The organism is Streptomyces sp. NPDC019224 (genome assembly GCF_040632605.1).
Classification (GTDB): domain Bacteria; phylum Actinomycetota; class Actinomycetes; order Streptomycetales; family Streptomycetaceae; genus Streptomyces.
Genome location: NZ_JBEYCF010000006.1, coordinates 159,300 through 176,083, shown reverse-complemented (window position 1 = coordinate 176,083; position 16,784 = coordinate 159,300). Strand labels below are relative to the sequence as shown.

Annotated in this window: 15 protein-coding genes; 7 read left to right on the top strand and 8 right to left on the bottom strand. The window is 70.8% G+C overall.

The genetic code is table 11. The annotated features are described in order from the left end of the window. Positions 1–7: 7 nt before the first annotated feature. Entirely contained in the window at positions 8–466 is a 459-nt protein-coding gene (locus ABZ564_RS06305) for a hypothetical protein (RefSeq protein ID WP_360850307.1), read from the top strand. Positions 467–742: 276 nt separating this feature from the next. Here the strand turns inward: ABZ564_RS06305 and mgrA are convergent, their stop codons facing one another. After that, positions 743–1,783, bottom strand: coding sequence for an L-glyceraldehyde 3-phosphate reductase (gene mgrA, locus ABZ564_RS06300; protein ID WP_360850304.1), 1,041 nt, complete (start codon positions 1,781–1,783; stop codon positions 743–745). A gap of 200 nt (positions 1,784–1,983) precedes the next feature. On the opposite strand from mgrA, the gene ABZ564_RS06295 reads away from it, so the two are divergent. The 4 genes from ABZ564_RS06295 to ABZ564_RS06280 all read left to right on the top strand — a co-directional run bounded on the left by ABZ564_RS06295 (position 1,984) and on the right by ABZ564_RS06280 (position 7,009). After that, positions 1,984–2,745: an isoprenyl transferase gene (locus tag ABZ564_RS06295; RefSeq protein WP_360850301.1), complete on the top strand. Its 762-nt coding sequence runs from the start codon at positions 1,984–1,986 to the stop codon at positions 2,743–2,745. Between the two features lie 318 nt (positions 2,746–3,063). After that, a complete protein-coding gene (locus tag ABZ564_RS06290; RefSeq protein WP_360850298.1) occupies positions 3,064–4,386 on the top strand; it encodes a PhoH family protein in 1,323 nt (440 codons plus the stop codon). 390 nt (positions 4,387–4,776) lie between these two features. Beyond that, entirely contained in the window at positions 4,777–5,499 is a 723-nt protein-coding gene (locus tag ABZ564_RS06285) for a transglycosylase SLT domain-containing protein (RefSeq protein WP_360850295.1), read from the top strand. A 130-nt stretch (positions 5,500–5,629) separates the two neighbouring features. After that, positions 5,630–7,009 (top strand): AI-2E family transporter, encoded by a 1,380-nt coding sequence (locus ABZ564_RS06280; protein ID WP_360850292.1) that lies wholly within the window; start codon positions 5,630–5,632, stop codon positions 7,007–7,009. Between the two features lie 77 nt (positions 7,010–7,086). Here the strand turns inward: ABZ564_RS06280 and ABZ564_RS06275 are convergent, their stop codons facing one another. Both ABZ564_RS06275 and ABZ564_RS06270 read right to left on the bottom strand, forming a co-directional pair. Continuing rightward, positions 7,087–7,620 (bottom strand): alkyl hydroperoxide reductase, encoded by a 534-nt coding sequence (locus ABZ564_RS06275; RefSeq protein ID WP_360850289.1) that lies wholly within the window; start codon positions 7,618–7,620, stop codon positions 7,087–7,089. Between the two features lie 12 nt (positions 7,621–7,632). Then, the gene (locus tag ABZ564_RS06270; RefSeq protein ID WP_360850287.1) at positions 7,633–8,187 is read right to left on the bottom strand and encodes a peroxiredoxin; all 555 of its coding nucleotides are present in this window, start codon (positions 8,185–8,187) and stop codon (positions 7,633–7,635) included. 131 nt (positions 8,188–8,318) lie between these two features. Between ABZ564_RS06270 and ABZ564_RS06265 the strand changes: the two genes are divergently transcribed. Next, positions 8,319–9,284 (top strand): hydrogen peroxide-inducible genes activator, encoded by a 966-nt coding sequence (locus ABZ564_RS06265; RefSeq protein WP_360850284.1) that lies wholly within the window; start codon positions 8,319–8,321, stop codon positions 9,282–9,284. A gap of 42 nt (positions 9,285–9,326) precedes the next feature. Here ABZ564_RS06265 and ABZ564_RS06260 read toward each other — a convergent pair whose 3' ends face one another. The 5 genes from ABZ564_RS06260 to ABZ564_RS06240 form a co-directional block, all read right to left on the bottom strand. Beyond that, the gene (locus tag ABZ564_RS06260; protein WP_360850281.1) at positions 9,327–11,723 is read right to left on the bottom strand and encodes an FtsX-like permease family protein; all 2,397 of its coding nucleotides are present in this window, start codon (positions 11,721–11,723) and stop codon (positions 9,327–9,329) included. Beyond that, positions 11,720–12,406: an ABC transporter ATP-binding protein gene (locus ABZ564_RS06255; protein ID WP_360850277.1), complete on the bottom strand. Its 687-nt coding sequence runs from the start codon at positions 12,404–12,406 to the stop codon at positions 11,720–11,722. Before ABZ564_RS06255 ends, ABZ564_RS06260 begins: the two co-directional genes overlap by 4 nt. After that, on the bottom strand, positions 12,403–12,927 hold the full coding sequence (locus ABZ564_RS06250; protein WP_360850274.1) for a PadR family transcriptional regulator: 525 nt from the start codon (positions 12,925–12,927) through the stop codon (positions 12,403–12,405). The genes ABZ564_RS06255 and ABZ564_RS06250 overlap by 4 nt, the downstream gene beginning before the upstream one ends. Positions 12,928–13,032: 105 nt before the next feature. Beyond that, complete coding sequence (locus ABZ564_RS06245) at positions 13,033–13,290, bottom strand: hypothetical protein (protein ID WP_360850271.1); 258 nt, start codon at positions 13,288–13,290, stop codon at positions 13,033–13,035. Beyond that, positions 13,287–14,258: an SPFH domain-containing protein gene (locus ABZ564_RS06240; protein ID WP_360850268.1), complete on the bottom strand. Its 972-nt coding sequence runs from the start codon at positions 14,256–14,258 to the stop codon at positions 13,287–13,289. The genes ABZ564_RS06245 and ABZ564_RS06240 overlap by 4 nt, the downstream gene beginning before the upstream one ends. Positions 14,259–14,479: 221 nt before the next feature. Here ABZ564_RS06240 and ABZ564_RS06235 point away from each other — a divergent pair, with 221 nt between their 5' ends. After that, complete coding sequence (locus ABZ564_RS06235; protein ID WP_360850265.1) at positions 14,480–16,756, top strand: transglycosylase domain-containing protein; 2,277 nt, start codon at positions 14,480–14,482, stop codon at positions 16,754–16,756. Positions 16,757–16,784: the final 28 nt, after the last annotated feature.

The window sequence follows — 16,784 nt, the reverse complement described above, 5'->3', positions numbered from 1 at the left end:
GCAGGCCATGGACCGCGGCATCGACGGGGACCCCACGCCCGGCCCGCGCCGGGGCGGCGCCGAGTGGCTCAAGGGGGCCAGGATCGTCGGCGTCCTCGGCGTCTTCTACCGCCCCGAGGGCCGCATGGGCGAGCCCGAGGCCGTCTCGTTCGTGCTGGACGACGGCCAGTCGGTGCGCCTGACCTGCGCGTCCGACGGCACCCTGCACATCGGCGCCGGCACCTGGCCGCAGCTGCCCGACTGGTGCGTCCCCGCCGCCCAGTGGGAGTTCGCCGCCCTCGCCGGTCTGCCGACGCCCCCCGACGGAGGCTGGACGGTGCTCAGCACCGACGAGCGCAGGGACGAACGGGGCGAGGTCCACGAGGCCGTGATCCGCTGCGAGGGCGGCCGGTTCGTGGTCGTCGGCGGAGACACCGTGGGCGTCCGGTTCACCCGGGGCCACCGGGGCGCGGCCGCCGCGCCCTGACGACACCCCCGAACGGAATGTGGACATCCTGTGGACATCTCGGGCGCCCTTCCGGCGCCCGTCCGGAGTCTGTGAGCATCTCCGCAGGTCACGGCCGTGCACGGGCCTGGCGGGCCGCGACCGGAGCGGAACCCCTCACTCTCGGAGAGTAATTATTTCGCGCCGCGGTGCCCACCATCACTTACGAAGGGTTATGGTGGAAACCCCCCCTCGGGCCGGTCCGTAACCCCCCCCACGGACCGGCCCGTTTTTTGTCTCCGTACGTCCCGCCGGACCTCAGCCCCGTCCGGCCCAGATGTTGCTGCCCGCCGTGTCGACGGCGAAGGCGTCGATCTCCTTCAGCTCGGCGGCCGACAGCTCGGGACCCGCCAGCGCCGCGACGTTCTCCTCCAGCTGCCCCACGCTCGACGCGCCGATCAGGGCCGACGTCATACGGCTGTCGCGCAGCACCCAGGTCAGGGCGAGCTGGGCGAGCGACTGGCCCCGGCGCCGCGCGATGTCGTTCAGCCCGTTCAGCCGGCGCACCACCTCCTGCGACAGCAGGCCCGGGTCCAGCGACTTGCCCTGCGTGGCCCGCGACCCCGCCGGGATGCCGTTCAGATACTTCCCGGTCAGCAGCCCCTGGGCCAGCGGCACGAAGGAGATGCAGCCCATCCCGGCCGCCTCCAGCGTGTCCAGCAGCCCGTCCTCCTCGGTCCAGCGGTTGATCATCGAGTAGGACGGCTGGTGGATCAGGGCCGGCACCCCCATCTCCCGCAGCAGCCGCGCCGCCTCGGCGGTCTGCGCCGAGTTGTACGAGGACACCCCCACGTACAGCGCCTTGCCCTGCCGCACGGCGGAGGCCAGCGCCCCCATCGTCTCCTCCAGCGGAGTGTCCGGGTCGAAGCGGTGCGAGTAGAAGATGTCGACGTAGTCCAGCCCCATCCGCTTCAGCGAGGCGTCCAGCGACGACAGCAGGTACTTGCGCGAGCCCCACTCCCCGTACGGGCCGGGGTGCATCTCGTACCCCGCCTTGGTCGAGATCAGCAACTCGTCCCGGTACGGGGCGAAGTCCTGTCGGAAGAGCTTGCCGAAGTTCAGCTCGGCCGAGCCGGGCGGCGGGCCGTAGTTGTTGGCCAGGTCGAAGTGGGTCACACCGAGATCGAAGGCCCGGCGCAGGATGGCCCGCTGGGAGCCGAGCGACCGGTCGTCGCCGAAGTTGTGCCAGAGGCCGAGCGAGACGGCCGGGAGCTTGAGGCCGCTGCGGCCGCTGCGCCGGTACTCCATGGAGTCGTAGCGCGATCCGGCGGCCAGGTAGGGGGAGGAGGAATCAGTCACGTTTCTCTCCTTATCACGGACTTGTGACAGGCCGGGTTGGGTGGGTGCGGGGCCCGCGCAGTAATGTGGTCCGACGGGACTGCCATGACACGGCGGGGCGATCCGCCCCCTTCCAGTGCGGCGATCCGATCCCCAGGCGACGGCCCCGGGCCCCTGGTGAAGGGGCCGGCGGGCCCGCACGGAACCGAGAGGTGGACTCAGTGAACTTGCGCGACCTGGTGTACGGGCTCTACGCGCGCCGGGTGGAGGCCCGCCTCGACCACTCCCAGGTGCCCAAGCACATCGGCGTCATCCTCGACGGCAACCGGCGCTGGGCCAAGGCATCCGGCGGCACGGCGGCGCAGGGTCACCAGGCCGGTGCCGACAAGATCAAGGAACTGCTCGGCTGGTGCAGTGAGACCGATGTCGAGGTCGTCACCCTGTGGATGCTCTCCACGGACAACTTCGACCGGCCCGAGTCCGAGCTCGTCCCGCTCCTCGGCATCATCGAGAACACCGTCCGGGACCTGGTGGCCGACGGCCGCTGGCGCGTCCACCACGTCGGCACGCTCGACCTGCTGCCCGCCCACACCCAGACCGTCCTCAAGGAGGCCGAGCAGGCCACGCTCGGGGTCGACGGGATACTCGTCAACGTCGCCGTCGGCTACGGCGGCCGGCAGGAGATCGCCGACGCCGTGCGTTCCCTGCTCCTCGAACACGCCGGCAAGGGCACCTCCTTCGAGGACCTCGCCGAGATCGTCTCCACCGACCTGATCTCCGAGCACCTCTACACGCGCGGGCAGCCCGACCCCGACCTCGTCATCCGCACCAGCGGCGAGCAGCGGCTGTCCGGCTTCATGCTCTGGCAGAGCGCGCACTCCGAGTACTACTTCTGCGAGGTCTTCTGGCCGGCCTTCCGCCGGGTCGACTTCCTGCGGGCGCTGCGCGACTACGCCGCCCGCCACCGCCGCTACGGAGGCTGAGGCGGGGCGGGGAACCCGTTCCCCGCCCCGTCCCCCCGGAAGTGGGCCGGTCGGCATGGCCGGCCGTGTATGAGGGCATACCCCTGACAGGTCGGCGTCCGGTCACCAACCAGGCGGGCGCCGAGTCCAAGTGAGCGGCGTCGAGTCCGCTCGCCCGGGAGGCCCTTTGCACACGAAGGACCGTACATACAGTGCGGCTGACGCGGAGGGCCGGCGCACGGCCCGCGCAAGGTGGCCGGAGCCCGGCCCTTCCTCTCCCATTGGGATGCTCCGCGACGCCGTCGCACCCCAACCTCTTCCGAGGGGGTACGTCCTTCCGTGGTGACCAGCACTAAGCGCCGCATGCCCGACAGGCGCACCTACGTTCTCGACACCAGCGTCCTGCTGGCCGATCCGAACGCCATGGCCCGCTTCGACGAGCACGAAGTCGTGCTCCCGGTCGTCGTGGTCACGGAACTGGAGGCCAAACGGCACCATCCGGAACTCGGCTACTTCGCCCGCCAGGCGCTGCGCCTGCTGGACGACTTCCGGGTCCGCTACGGCCGGCTGGACGCGCCGATCCCCCTCGGGGACCTCGGCGGGACGCTCCGCGTCGAGCTCAATCACTCCGATCCCGGCGTCCTGCCCGCCGGTTACCGGTTGGGGGACAACGACTCACGGATCCTCGCGGTCGCGCGCAACCTCCAGGCCGAGGGGTACGACGTCACGGTCGTCTCCAAGGACCTTCCGCTGCGCATCAAGGCGTCATCGGTCGGCCTCCTCGCCGAGGAGTACCGCGCGGAGCTGGCGATCACCGACTCCGGCTGGACGGGCATGGCCGAACTGCCCCTCGCCGCCGACCAGGTCGACCTGCTCTTCACGGAGGAGAGGCTGTACGTCCCCGAGGCCGCCGACCTGCCCGTGCACACCGGCCTGGTCCTCCAGTCCGAACGCGGCAAGGCGCTCGGCCGGGTGACGCCCGAGGGCAACGTGCGGCTCGTCCGCGGTGACCGGGAGGCCTTCGGCATCCACGGCCGCAGCGCCGAACAGCGCATCGCCCTGGACCTGCTGCTCGACCAGGAGGTCGGCATCGTCTCGCTGGGCGGCCGGGCCGGCACCGGCAAGTCGGCGCTGGCGCTCTGCGCGGGCCTGGAAGCGGTCCTGGAGCGCGGGCAGCACAAGAAGGTGATGGTCTTCCGCCCGCTGTACGCGGTCGGCGGGCAGGAGCTCGGCTATCTCCCCGGCAGCGAGGCCGAGAAGATGAGCCCCTGGGCGCAGGCCGTCTTCGACACCCTCTCGGCCGTCTCCGGGCGCGAGGTGATCGAAGAGGTGCTGGGACGCGGCATGCTGGAGATCCTGCCGCTCACCCACATCCGGGGCCGTTCCCTGCACGACGCCTTCGTGATCGTCGACGAGGCCCAGTCGCTCGAACGGAACGTCCTGCTGACCGTGTTGTCCAGGATCGGCACGAATTCCCGTGTCGTGCTCACCCACGACGTGGCCCAGCGGGACAACCTCAGGGTCGGCCGGTACGACGGGGTGGTCGCCGTCGTCGAGAAACTGAAGGGGCATCCGCTCTTCGCGCACGTCACGCTCACGCGCTCCGAGCGCTCCCGCATCGCCGCCCTGGTGACCGAAATGCTGGAGGAAGGCCAGATCTGACACGGGTTGGGACGTCCACGCCGCCCGGCGGGCCAAGAAGCCTAGCCGGGCGGCAGTGTGTTGCGGCGCCTTTTCCGTGATTCAGCTGCTCCAAACGAGGTGTGAGCTTTCCCACGCAACGGAGAATTGCTTCCCCCGGTCCCGTTCCGGCAGAGTCTTGCTTCCGTCAGGCCCCGCATACGGCACACAGGCACCTCCAGAGGCGCCACGCACCACACAACTCAACAACCGCCGTCCGTATGCCGCCCGCGAGCACCACGCGGCGCTCCCCCCCGGGGAGCCGCCCACCGGGCCCGTGCCTCCCGTGACCCAAGCAGTAGGGAGGCCAGTGCCAGGGGCACGATTGCGCCCGCGAGGTCACCTAAGCGGGCGATGCTGGAAGGACACCGTGTGAGCCGGATTTCGGTCCGGGGGTTCGCCGTGGCATCCGCCACCGCGGTCACCACCGTAGGCGCCGTCGTAGGCGTTGCATCGGGCAGCACCCCTGCTGCCGACGACAACAACTTCGAGGCGACCGCAGCCGACACCACGCTGCTCGCAGACATCCCCGCGGGCCAGCAGGCCCAGGTCCAGACCGCTTCGCTGACGCAGCAGGCCGACGCCCAGGCGTCCGCCGCCGACGCCGCCGCGAAGAAGTCCGCCGAGGAGACCGCCCGCGTCCAGGCCGCCAAGGACGCCAAGTCCAAGAAGCAGGCCGCCGAGGACAGGCTGGAGCGCGAGCGCCAGGAGAAGAAGGAGCGCGCGGAGCGCCAGGAGCGCGAGGAGCACGCCAGCCGCTCCGAGGTCCGCTCCACCGCCTCCTTCGCCGTGCAGAGCTCGTACACCGTGGCCGAGGTGCAGGCCATGGCGCGGCAGATCGTGCCGGCCGACCAGTTCCAGTGCTTCAGCAACATCGTGAACCACGAGTCGAGCTGGAACTACCGCGCGAGCAACCCGGGCTCCGGTGCCTACGGTCTCGTCCAGGCCCTGCCCGGCTCCAAGATGGCCTCGGCCGGCGCCGACTGGATGACCAACCCGGCCACCCAGATCAAGTGGGGCCTCAGCTACATGAACGGCCGCTACCAGAGCCCCTGCGGCGCCTGGTCCTTCTGGCAGGCCAACCACTGGTACTAGAACCAGGGTTCACCGCTCGACCTCGTGAAGCCCCTCGCCGTCTGCGGTGAGGGGCTTCACGCGTGTACGGTCGTGCGGGACCGCTCCCGGGGGAGTGGTGGGGAGAGCGGACGGGGGTAGAGGAACCGTTATGTCGAAACTGCCGGGGTGGCTCGGACAACTGGGTGCTGAACTGAGCAGGCTGAGCGAGCGTCTCGATGAACGGCGGGCCGAGACGGAGGCCGACGACCTCCTGCCCGGAGACCCGCCCGCTGCGGCCCCGGCGGGGCTCGGCAAGGAGGGCACGCCCTCCGTCGACCGGGTACCCGCCCCGCCCACGTACGCGCCCACCGTCGCCGCGCGGCCCGACCCGGTCGCGGCGATCCCGTGGGGGATGCGGGTCGCCGCCGAGGCGGGCTGGCGGCTCCTGGTACTGGCGGGGACCCTGTGGGTGCTGATGCGGGTCATCAGCGCGGTCGAGCTGGTGGTGCTGGCCTTCGTCGCCGCGCTCCTGGTGACCGCGCTGCTCCAGCCGACCGTCGCCCGGCTGCGGCGCCACGGGCTGCCCAGGGGCCTGGCCACCGCCGTCACCGCGGTCTCCGGCTTCGTCATCATGGGCCTGGTCGGCTGGTTCGTGGTGTGGCAGGTCATGGACAACATCGACACCCTGTCGGACAAGGTGACGAAGGGGATCGACGACCTCAAGAACTGGCTCCTGGACAGCCCGTTCCATGTGACCGACAAGCAGATCAACGACATCGCGAAGAACCTCAGCGACACCGTCGGCACCAACACCGAGGCGATCACCACCGCCGGCCTCCAGGGCGTCACCGTGGTCGTCGAGTTCATGACCGGCGCGCTGCTCGCGATGTTCTCGACGCTCTTCCTGCTCTACGACGGCGCGCGCATCTGGCAGTGGGTGCTCAAGCTGGTGCCCGCCCAGGCGAGGCCCGGCGTCGCCGGCGCCGGGCCTCGCGCCTGGCGGACGCTGACCGCCTATGTGCGCGGCACGGTCATCGTCGCCCTGATCGACGCGATCTTCATCGGGCTCGGGATCTACTTCCTCAACGTGCCGATGGCGGTGCCGCTGGCCGTCTTCATCTTCCTGTTCGCCTTCATCCCGCTCGTCGGCGCGGTGGTCTCCGGGGCGCTGGCGGTGGTCGTCGCCCTGGTCACCGAGGGCGTCTTCACCGCGCTGATGGTGCTGGCCGTGGTCCTCGCGGTGCAGCAGATCGAGGGCCACGTCCTGCAGCCGTTCATCCTGGGCCGCGCGGTGCGGGTGCACCCGCTGGCCGTGGTGCTCTCGGTCGCCGCGGGCGGCATGATCGCCGGGATCGGCGGTGCGGTCGTGGCGGTGCCGCTGGTCGCGGTGACCAACACGGTCGTCGGCTATCTGCGGTCCTACGGGCAGGAGGAGTCGCGCCGCCACTCGCCGCCGCCGCACGGGGCGACCTCGCTGGACGCGGCGCCGACCCCGGCCCCCGGCGCCCCGCCCGAGCGGGTCGAGGAGCCGTCCCCGGACGCCTCGTAACGCGTACGAAGAGAAGAAGGGCCCCTCGGACGGTCGGTCGTCCTCGGGGCCCTTCTCGTATCAGGGTACTGCGGTGCCTACTCGGCGAGCACGGCCTCGGCGTCGAGGGTCACACCCACCGCCTGGATCACCGAGGCGATCTTGACGGCTTCCTGGATGGTCTCACGGTCCACGCCGGCCTTGCGCAGCACCTGCTCGTGGGAGTCCAGGCACTGGCCGCAGCCGTTGATCGCGGAGACGGCGAGCGACCACAGCTCGAAGTCGATCTTCTCCACGCCCGGGTTGCCGATGACGTTCATCCGCAGGCCCGCGCGCAGGTTCCCGTACTCGGGGTCCGAGAGCAGGTGGCGGGTCCGGTAGAAGACGTTGTTCATCGCCATGACGGCGGCGGCCGACTTCGCGGCGGCGTACGCCTCCGCGGAGAGGTTGGCCTTCGCCTCCGGCTCCAGCTCGCGCAGCACCTTCGGCGAGCGCGAGGCGATCGCGCAGGCCAGGACGGTGCCCCAGAGCTGCTGCTGCGGGAGCTCGCTGTTGCCGATGACCGAACCGAGGTTCAGCTTCAGGTCCTTGGCGAAGTCCGGTACGGCGGACTTCAGTTCGTCGAGTGCCATGGTGGTGTCAGCTCACTCGCCCGCGAGGAGCGCGACCGGGTCCAGGGTGTTCTCGCCCTTGGTCCAGTTGCACGGGCACAGCTCGTCGGTCTGCAGGGCGTCGAGGACCCGCAGGACCTCCTTGGGGTTACGGCCCACGGAACCGGCGGTCACCATCGTGAACTGGATCTCGTTGTTCGGGTCGACGATGAAGACGGCGCGCTGCGCGAAGCCGTCCTCGCCCTCGATGCCGAGGTCACGCATGAGCTCGTGCTTCGAGTCGGCCATCATCGGGAAGGGCAGGTCGGTCAGGTCCGGGTGGTCCTTGCGCCAGGCGTGGTGCACGAACTCGGAGTCACCGGAGAAGCCGAGGATCTGGGCGTCACGGTCGGCGAACTCGTCGTTCAGCTTCCCGAAAGCGGCGATCTCGGTGGGGCACACGAAGGTGAAGTCCTTCGGCCACGCGAAGACCACCTTCCACTGACCCTCGTAGGTCTTGTGGTTGATCTGCTCGAACTCCTTGCCGCTCTCCAGCGACACGCAGGCGGTCAGGTCGAACTCGGGGAACTTGTCACCGACAGTGAGCACGCGCTCTCCTTGCAGCTAGGTCCTCCCCTTTTGAGGGAGTTCCTGGGGGTTGGACGATCTCCACCATGGCACAGAGTGCATTGATCGCGGAAATAGCTACACTCGGCCGTGATGATCGGAGGTGCCTATCAGTGGCGCAGAGCAATCCGGGTAACCGGCCCAAACAGCCCAGCCTCTCGCAGCTGCGCGCCTTCGCCGCGGTCGCCGAGCATCTGCACTTCCGGGACGCGGCGGCCGCGATCGGGATGAGTCAGCCCGCCCTCTCCGGGGCCGTGTCCGCGCTGGAGGAGGCACTGGGTGTCCAGCTCATCGAGCGGACGACGCGCAAAGTGCTGCTCTCGCCCGCCGGGGAACGGCTCGCGGTGCGGGCCCGCGTCGTGCTCGAAGCCGTCGGCGAGCTGATGGAGGAGGCCGACGCGGTCCGCGCGCCGTTCACCGGGGTGCTCCGGCTCGGCGTGATCCCGACCGTCGCCCCGTATCTGCTGCCGGCCGTGCTGCGGCTGGTCCACGAGCGCTATCCGGCCCTCGACCTCCAGGTGCACGAGGAGCAGACCTCCTCGCTGCTGGAGGGGCTGGCCGCCGGGCGGCTCGACCTGCTGCTGCTCGCGGTGCCGCTCGGGGTTCCCGGGGTCAGCGAGCTCCCGCTCTTCGACGAGGACTTCGTGCTGGTCATGGACCGCGGCCACCGGCTCGGCGGGCGGGCCGACATCCCCCGCGACGCGCTGCGCGAGCTGCCGCTGCTGCTGCTCGACGAGGGGCACTGCCTGCGGGACCAGGCGCTCGACATCTGCCGCGAGGCCGGACGTACGGAGGGCGCACCGGTCACCACGACCGCGGCCGGCCTCTCCACGCTGGTGCAGCTGGTGGCCGGCGGGCTCGGGGTGACGCTGCTGCCGCGCACCGCGGTCACCGTCGAGACCGCCCGCAACGAGGCGCTGACCACGGGGTACTTCGTGGACCCGGCCCCCAGCCGGCGGGTGGCGCTGGCCATGCGGACCGGGGCGGCCCGGCAGGAGGAGTTCGAGGAGTTCGCGGCGGCGCTGCGCGAGGCGATGCGGGCGCTGCCGGTCCGCGTGACGGCGGGCGGCCGGGCCTGACCGTACGGCTGTACGGACCCGGCCCGGCCGCCCGCCGGGGCGCTACTCGCTGCGCAGCCCGTCCGGGCGCATCATGCGCCACAGCGGCGGCAGGGACAGCAGGGTGACCAGGAGGATCAGCGCCCCGCCCGCTCCCGCCAGGGGCAGGAACGCCAGCCAGTCGGTCACCTGCTTGTCGACCATCCAGCACAGTGCGGCGCCCAGCGCGAGGCCGCCGGCCACCGCGACCGCGAGGCCGATGACCACCGGGACCGCGGTCTGCCAGAGCACCGACCAGCCGAGGGTGACCCGCCGGGTGCCGAAGGCGACCAGCACCGAGAGCAGCCGCTTGCGCTCGCGCAGCTGTTCCAACTGGGAGACCAGCATGGACGCCGCGATCAGCAGCAGCGTGAGGGTGGCGCCGACCTGGAGGCCGGTCTGGACGCTGGCGTACTGGCGGTCGCGTTCGACGGACTGCAGGGTGACCATGCGCATGCCGGGGTCGATCCGGGCGGCCGTGTTGCGTACGTACTCGGCGGCGTCCGGGACGCTGTCGTCGATGCGGATCTGCGAGACGGTGATCGCGCCGGGCAGGGTGGTCGCGTCGATCGCGCCGGGGGTGACCATGATTCCCCAGCGTTCCTCGCCGACCGGGTCCTTGCGGCCGACCACGGTCCTGGCGTCGGCCGGCAGCGTCCAGCGGAGCTTCTCGCCGCCGCCCGAGTCGAACTCGACCTCCTTGCCCTTGCGGGCGGTCCGGTCCATCCAGCCCGCCATGTCCTTGTCGTTCGCGGGGTGCACGACGAAGCTGTCGCCGTCCTCGCAGGAGTCGATGCGGGCGACCTCGCGCAGGGTGGCGCAGTCGCCGACGTCGAAGGAGGTGGTGGGCTGGATCTCCTCGTCGGTGTACTTCCCGGGCTTGCTGGCGTACGCCTCGACCATCCCGATGACGTGGGTGACGCCCTTGGTGGCGCGGAACTCCTTGATGGTCTCCACGGCGGCGTTGCCGCTCACCTGCCCCGACACGGCGTAGAACTGGGCGCGCCTGGGGTCCTGCCCGGTGGCCTTGTTGAAGTCGGCGTTCATCGAGGCGAAGAGCATCTGCACGGCCACCGCGCCGGCCACCGCCACGGTGACGCCGCTGACCGCGCGGGAGGCGGCCCCGCTGTTCAGCTGGAGCCTGCGGGTGGCGAGCTGCCAGGGCACCGGGCCGCCGCGCAGCCGGTTCACGCACGCCTCGACCAGCCACGGCAGCAGCAGGGCGAGCCCGACGAGGACCAGGACCGCGCCGGCGGCGATGGCGTAGGGGTTGGCGACCTCGTACTCGCCGGTCTGGCCGGTGAGCGCGAACACGCCGAGCCCCGCGATCGGGAGGGTCAGCCGCCACCAGAGGCGGCGCTCGCGGGGCCGGCTGTCGCGTACGACGCCGAGCGGTTCGATGACCACGGAGCGCATCGCGCCCAGCGTGACGAGGACCGCGGTCAGCGGGACGGCGACCGCGATGAGCAGGCACAGCAGCGGGGCGGGGGCGAGGTCGGCGGGGAAGGCGCTGACGTCCCAGATCTCGATGAGGCCCACGAAGCGGCGTCCCACCAGGAAGAGGACGAGGCCGATGAGCAGGCCGAGCACGGAGCCGAAGAGGGCCTCGCCCGCCGCGATCCGGCGGGTCGACCGGATGTCCGTGCCGACCAGGCGCAGGGCGGCCAGACGGCGGTCGCGGCGGTCGCCGCCGAAGCGTACGGCGGTGGCGATGAAGATGGCGACGGGGGCGAGCAGCACCACGCAGACCATGATCACCAGCACGATGAGCAGCGGGGCGAGCGGCGGGGTGGAGCCGGGGTCGCCGTATCCGGTGATCCGGTGGCCGCCCGAGGCCGTGCTCAGGGTGTCGCTGCCGGCGTAGAACCACAGTTCACCGGGTGAGCGCAGTCCCTCGTCCGCGATGGTGCCGGTCACCTTGTACGGGTAACGCTCCTTGAGCAGGGCGTTGTCCGGGGAGTCGAGGAGGTCCTTCAGGGCGGGGGAGACCACCATCTCGCCGGCGGCGGGGAGGGAGTCGATGCCCGGCGGGAGCACCGGGTGGTCGCCGTCGGCCCGCATCAGATAGCCGTTGATGGTGCGGTCGTGGTACTCGGTGTCCGCCGCGATCCGCAGGACCGAGGTGTCGGACTTCTTCCCCTGGGCGTCGGGGTTCTCGGAGATCTTGGTCTCGCTGCGGGCCTGTTCGCGGGCGCTGCGCGCGTCGAGGGCGTGCGGCACGGAGGCGGCGAGGAACAGGAGCGTCACGCCGAGGCCGACGCCGACGGCGGTGAGCAGCGTGCGGGTCCAGCCCTCGCGGCCGCCGCCGGCGGCGAACCGGATGCCGAGGGCGAGGTCGCGCAGCCAGGGTGCGGTACGGGAGGGGCGGGCCGGCGGCGCGGGTGCGGGGGCCGGGGTCCGCTTCTCGTCGAGCAGGGTCATATGGCGTGCTCCATGTCACGGGCCCGGCCGTCGCGCACGGTGACGTCGCGGTCGGAGTAGGCGGCCACGCGGGCCTCGTGGGTCACCAGGACCACGGCGACGTTGGCGGAGCGGGCGGCCTCGGTGAGCAGGTGCATGACCCGCTCGCCGTTGAGGGAGTCCAGGGCGCCGGTCGGCTCGTCCGCGAAGACCACCTTCGGTGAGGCGGCGAGCGCGCGGGCCACGGCGACGCGCTGGCCCTGGCCGCCGGAGACCTCGCCGGGACGCTTGGCGCCGATGTCCTCGACTTCGAGGCGCTCCATCCAGGCGCGGGCGGTGCGCTCGGCGTCCTTGCGGCGGGTGCCGTTCAGCCGGAGCGGCAGGGCGACGTTCTCCACGCAGGTGAGTTCCGGGACGAGCTGGCCGAACTGGAAGACGAAGCCGAAGTCGCTGCGGCGCAGGGCGCTGCGCTCCGCGTCGGACATGGCGGACAGCTCGCGGCCGTCGTAGGTGATGGTGCCGGAGTCCGGGGTGATGATCCCGGCGAGGCAGTGCAGCAGCGTGGACTTGCCGGAGCCGGAGGGGCCCATCACGGCGACGACCTCGCCGGGGTGGACGGAGAACGAGGCGCCGTCGAGCGCGGGGGTCGACCCGTAGGTCTTGTGCAGGTCGTGCGCGGAGAGGAGGGAGCCGGCGGGGGTCACGGGGCAACCACTTTCTGGAGCTGGCCGAGGCGGGCGGCGGTCAGTTCCAGCCACCGCAGATCGGCTTCGAGGTGGAACAGCGCGTGGTCGCAGATCAGCTGGTCGGCGAGGTCGCCGCGCCGCTTGCGATCGGTGAGGACGCGCATCAGGCGCAGGTGCTCGGAGCGCTGGGCGTCCAGCACGTCCGAGGCGTTGCGGCCGGTGAGCATGGCGAGGACGACCTTGGTGTACAGGGTCGACTGGAGGTACGGCTCGGGCTTCTCGGGCTGCGCGAGCCAGGTGGTGACGTCGGTGATGCCGGCGTCGGTGATCGCGTAGCGCTTGCGCTCGGGGCCGCCGCCGCTCTCCACACCGTCGACCTCGACGAGGCCGTTCTTCAGGAGTCGGGACATCGTCGAGTAGACCTGCCCGTAGTGCAGGGGGCGGTCGTGCCCGAACTTCTCGTCGAACGTCCGCTTGAGGTCGTAGCCGTGACGTGGACCGGACTCCAGGAGCCCGAGCAAGGTGTGGCCGATAGACATGCCGCACACTCTACATGGTGTGTATACATGCCGTGTATACATGAGGGCCGTCCGGGCGGACGGTTCACGCGTACGGCCCACCCCGCGAGGGGGCGGGCCGTACGGTCACTCGTCGCCCGGCGGCCGGGGCGCGGACCCGGGTGGGCGCCCCCGGCGGGGGATCGGTGCCGCGCCGCCGGGCAGCCGGCCGGCCTCGGCGAGCGCCCGCCGCAGCAGGAACTCGATCTGCGCGTTCGCGCTGCGCAGCTCGTCCGACGCCCAGCGGGCCAGCGCGTCGTGCACGGCGGGGTCCAGCCGCAGCAGCATCTGCTTGCGCTGCCGCGGCCGGGCGCGGGGCGCTTCCCCCGGGTTCTCCTCGGTCACTGGTAGAGCGTGCCCGTGTTGAGGACCGGCTGGGCGGCGCGGTCGCCGCACAGGACCACCATCAGGTTGCTCACCATGGCGGCCTTGCGCTCCGAGTCCAGCTCGACGATGTCCTGCTCGGCGATCCGGGTCAGCGCCATCTCGACCATGCCGACCGCGCCCTCGACGATCTGCTGACGGGCCGCGACGACCGCGCCGGCCTGCTGGCGCTGGAGCATCGCGGAGGCGATCTCGGGGGCGTACGCGAGGTGGCTGAAGCGGGACTCGATGATCCGCACCCCCGCCGCCTGCACCCGGGCGGTCAGCTCCACGGCCAGCTTCTCGGTGATCTCCTCGGCGTTGCCCCGCAGCGACAGGCCGCCCTCCTCGTGGGCGTCGTACGGGTACTCGATGGCGATGTGCCGGACGGCGGACTCGGTCTGGGTGGCGACGAACTCCAGGAAGTCGTCGACCTCGAAGAGGGCCTGCGCGGTGTCCTCGACCTTCCAGACGACGATCGCGGCCAGCTCGATGGGGTTGCCGTAGGCGTCGTTGACCTTGAGGACGGCGGTCTCGTGGTTGCGGACCCGGGTGGAGATCTTCCGGCTGGAGGTCAGCGGGTTCACCCAGCGCAGCCCGTCGGTGCGGATGGTGCCCACGTACCGGCCGAACAGCTGGATGACCCGGGCCTCGCCCGGTGCGACCATCTTCACGCCGCCCATGCAGAAGAACGAGGCGAGGGCGAGCAGGACGCCCAGGACGCAGAGGGGTATGCCCACGGCGTTGTTCCCGCCCGAGCCGATGACGCCTCCGACGATGGCGAGCGCGATGCCGGCGATCGCGCCGAGCACGGTCAGCAGCAGGCCGAGGCCGCCGGCGATGCTGTGCGCCTTCGTCTCGCGGACCTGCGGTTCCGGCATCTCCGGGGTGTCCGGGGTGAGGTCGGCGGGCGGCTGGGCGGCGGTGTTCCCGTCATGCGGATCGGTCATGGTTCCCCCCTTGTGGTGAGCTAGCCGGTCGCTAGCAATGTGATTACACATTAATGGTTCTCACAACCTTGTGCACCCCTCGGGAGTCGGTTCCATCGGGGACGGGTGCTGATTCTCACGTCCGTAAAACGTCGGATCGCCTGCTTTTTGGCCTTGCCAACGGTGTTAGCTGGCAGGTCTGAGCTGATCCGGCCGAGCAGAGAAACGGGAGCGACCAAGCGATGGGTCGAGCGGAAGCGCGACGAGCCCAGCGACGGGCTGCGAAGAGCGGCGGCATACGCCGGCTCTTCACCTGGCGCAAACTACTGGGCACGGCCTTCGGGCTGATCCTCCTGGGCATGGGCGCCTTCGCCGTGCTCTACATGCTCGTGGACGTGCCCGAGGGCAACCGCAAGGCGGAGTTGCAGGCGAACGTCTACAAGTACGCCGACGGCAGCCTGCTGGCCAGGACCGGCTCCGTCAACCGCGAGATCGTGAGCCTCGCCGAGGTGCCCAAGAAGGTCCAGGACACCTTCGTGGCCGCCGAGAACAAGTCCTTCTACAAGGACCACGGCGTCGACTTCAAGGGCACCGCGCGCGGCCTGATCAACACGCTCTCCGGCAAGGGCAAGCAGGGTGGCTCGACCATCACCCAGCAGTACGTCAAGAACTACTACCTCGACCAGGACCAGACGGTCAGCCGGAAGCTCAAAGAGCTGGTCATCTCGCTGAAGCTGGACCAGAAGAAGACCAAGAAGGACATCCTCGCCGGGTACATCAACACCAGCTACTACGGCCGCGGTGCCTACGGCATCCAGGCCGCGGCGCAGGCGTACTACGGCGTGGACGCCAAGGACCTGGACGTCTCCCAGGGCGCCTACCTCGCCGCGCTGCTCCAGGCGCCGAGCCAGTACGACTGGGCCGTCGCGGGTCCGAACGGCAAGCGGCTCGTCAAGGCGCGCTGGGCGTACACGCTGAACAACATGGTCGAGGAGGGCTGGCTCGACTCCGCCGAGCGGCAGAAGCTCACGTTCCCGAAGCCGCACGACCCCAAGCCGCTCAACGGGACGGCCGGCCAGAAGGGCTACATCGTCGACGCGGCCCGCAAGGCGGTGCTCAAGGAGACGGGCATCAGCGAGGACCAGTTCGACCTCGGCGGCTGGACGATCACCGTCAACATCGACAAGAAGAAGCAGCAGCAGCTGGAGAAGTCGGTCGAGACCAAGCTGATCGACAAGCTGGACACCGAGAAGCGCAAGCTCGACCAGGACATCCAGGCCGGCGCCGCCTCCGTCGACCCGAAGACCGGCGCCGTGGTCGCCCTGTACGGCGGCCGCGGCCAGAACGAGCACTGGACGTCCAACGCCTCCCGGCGCGACTACCAGCCCGCCTCCACCTTCAAGCCGGTCATCCTCGCCGCCGCCCTCGACCAGGAGTCGAAGACGCAGGACGGCGAGCGGATCACCGCGAACACCCGCTACGACGGCACCAGCAAGCGCCCGGTCGTCGGCGGCGACCGGTACTTCGCGCCGGAGAACGAGGACGACCGCGACTACGGTCCGATCACCGTCCAGACCGCGATGAACCAGTCCGTGAACTCCGTCTTCGCGCAGATGGGCGTGGACGTCGGCATGGACGAGGTGATGGCGACCGCCGGCGAGCTCGGCATGAACGTGAAGGGCCTGGAAGCCGCACCCGCGATGACCCTCGGCTCCATGGGCGCGAGCCCGCTGGAGATGGCCGGGGTCTACGCCACGCTCGACAACCACGGCAAGAAGGTCACCCCGCAGATCGTGAAGTCGGCCGTGCACCAGGGCGACGCCCCGCTCGACCTGCCCGAGGCGGTCGGCGACCGGGTGATCTCCCGCCAGGCCGCGGACTCCGTCACCTCCGTACTGACCGGTGTGGTCGACGACGGTACGGCCCGCGGGTCGGTCCGCAACGCGGAGGGGCTCTCCGACAAGGACATCGCCGGCAAGACCGGCACCTCCGACGACAACAAGTCGGCCTGGTTCACCGGATACACCTCCAACCTGGTCACCTCGGTCGGCCTGTTCGGCGAGGCCGCCTTCGACCGCACCACCGACGACGGCAAGAAGGTGAAGAAGTACGCGCAGGTGACCCTCCAGGGCGCCGGCGGCGGCGGCCGCGTCAACGGCGGCGGCTTCCCCGCCGAGATCTGGGCCGACTACATGGGGCACTCCGTCGGCAAGGCCCGCGACTTCGACCTCGACACCGAGATGGGCGCCGCGGTCAGCCCGCCGCCCACCTCCCACGCGCCGAGCCCGAGCACCTCGCCGTCCGAGAAGCCCACGCCCTCCGCGACGCCGTCCAGCCAGTCGCCGTCCTCCGAGCCCCCGCCGGTCAGCGAGTCCCCCGAGAGCTCCCCGCCCGCCTCGCCGTCGGGCGAGGCGTCGAGCGAGCCGCCCCCCGGCCCGTCGACCGAGCCGGGCCCCTCGGCCTCGGTCGACCTGCCGGACATCTCCGGGGACAAGGGGCCGGACGACGACGAGCGGTGACACCCTGACGTCCGGCACCTGAAACCGC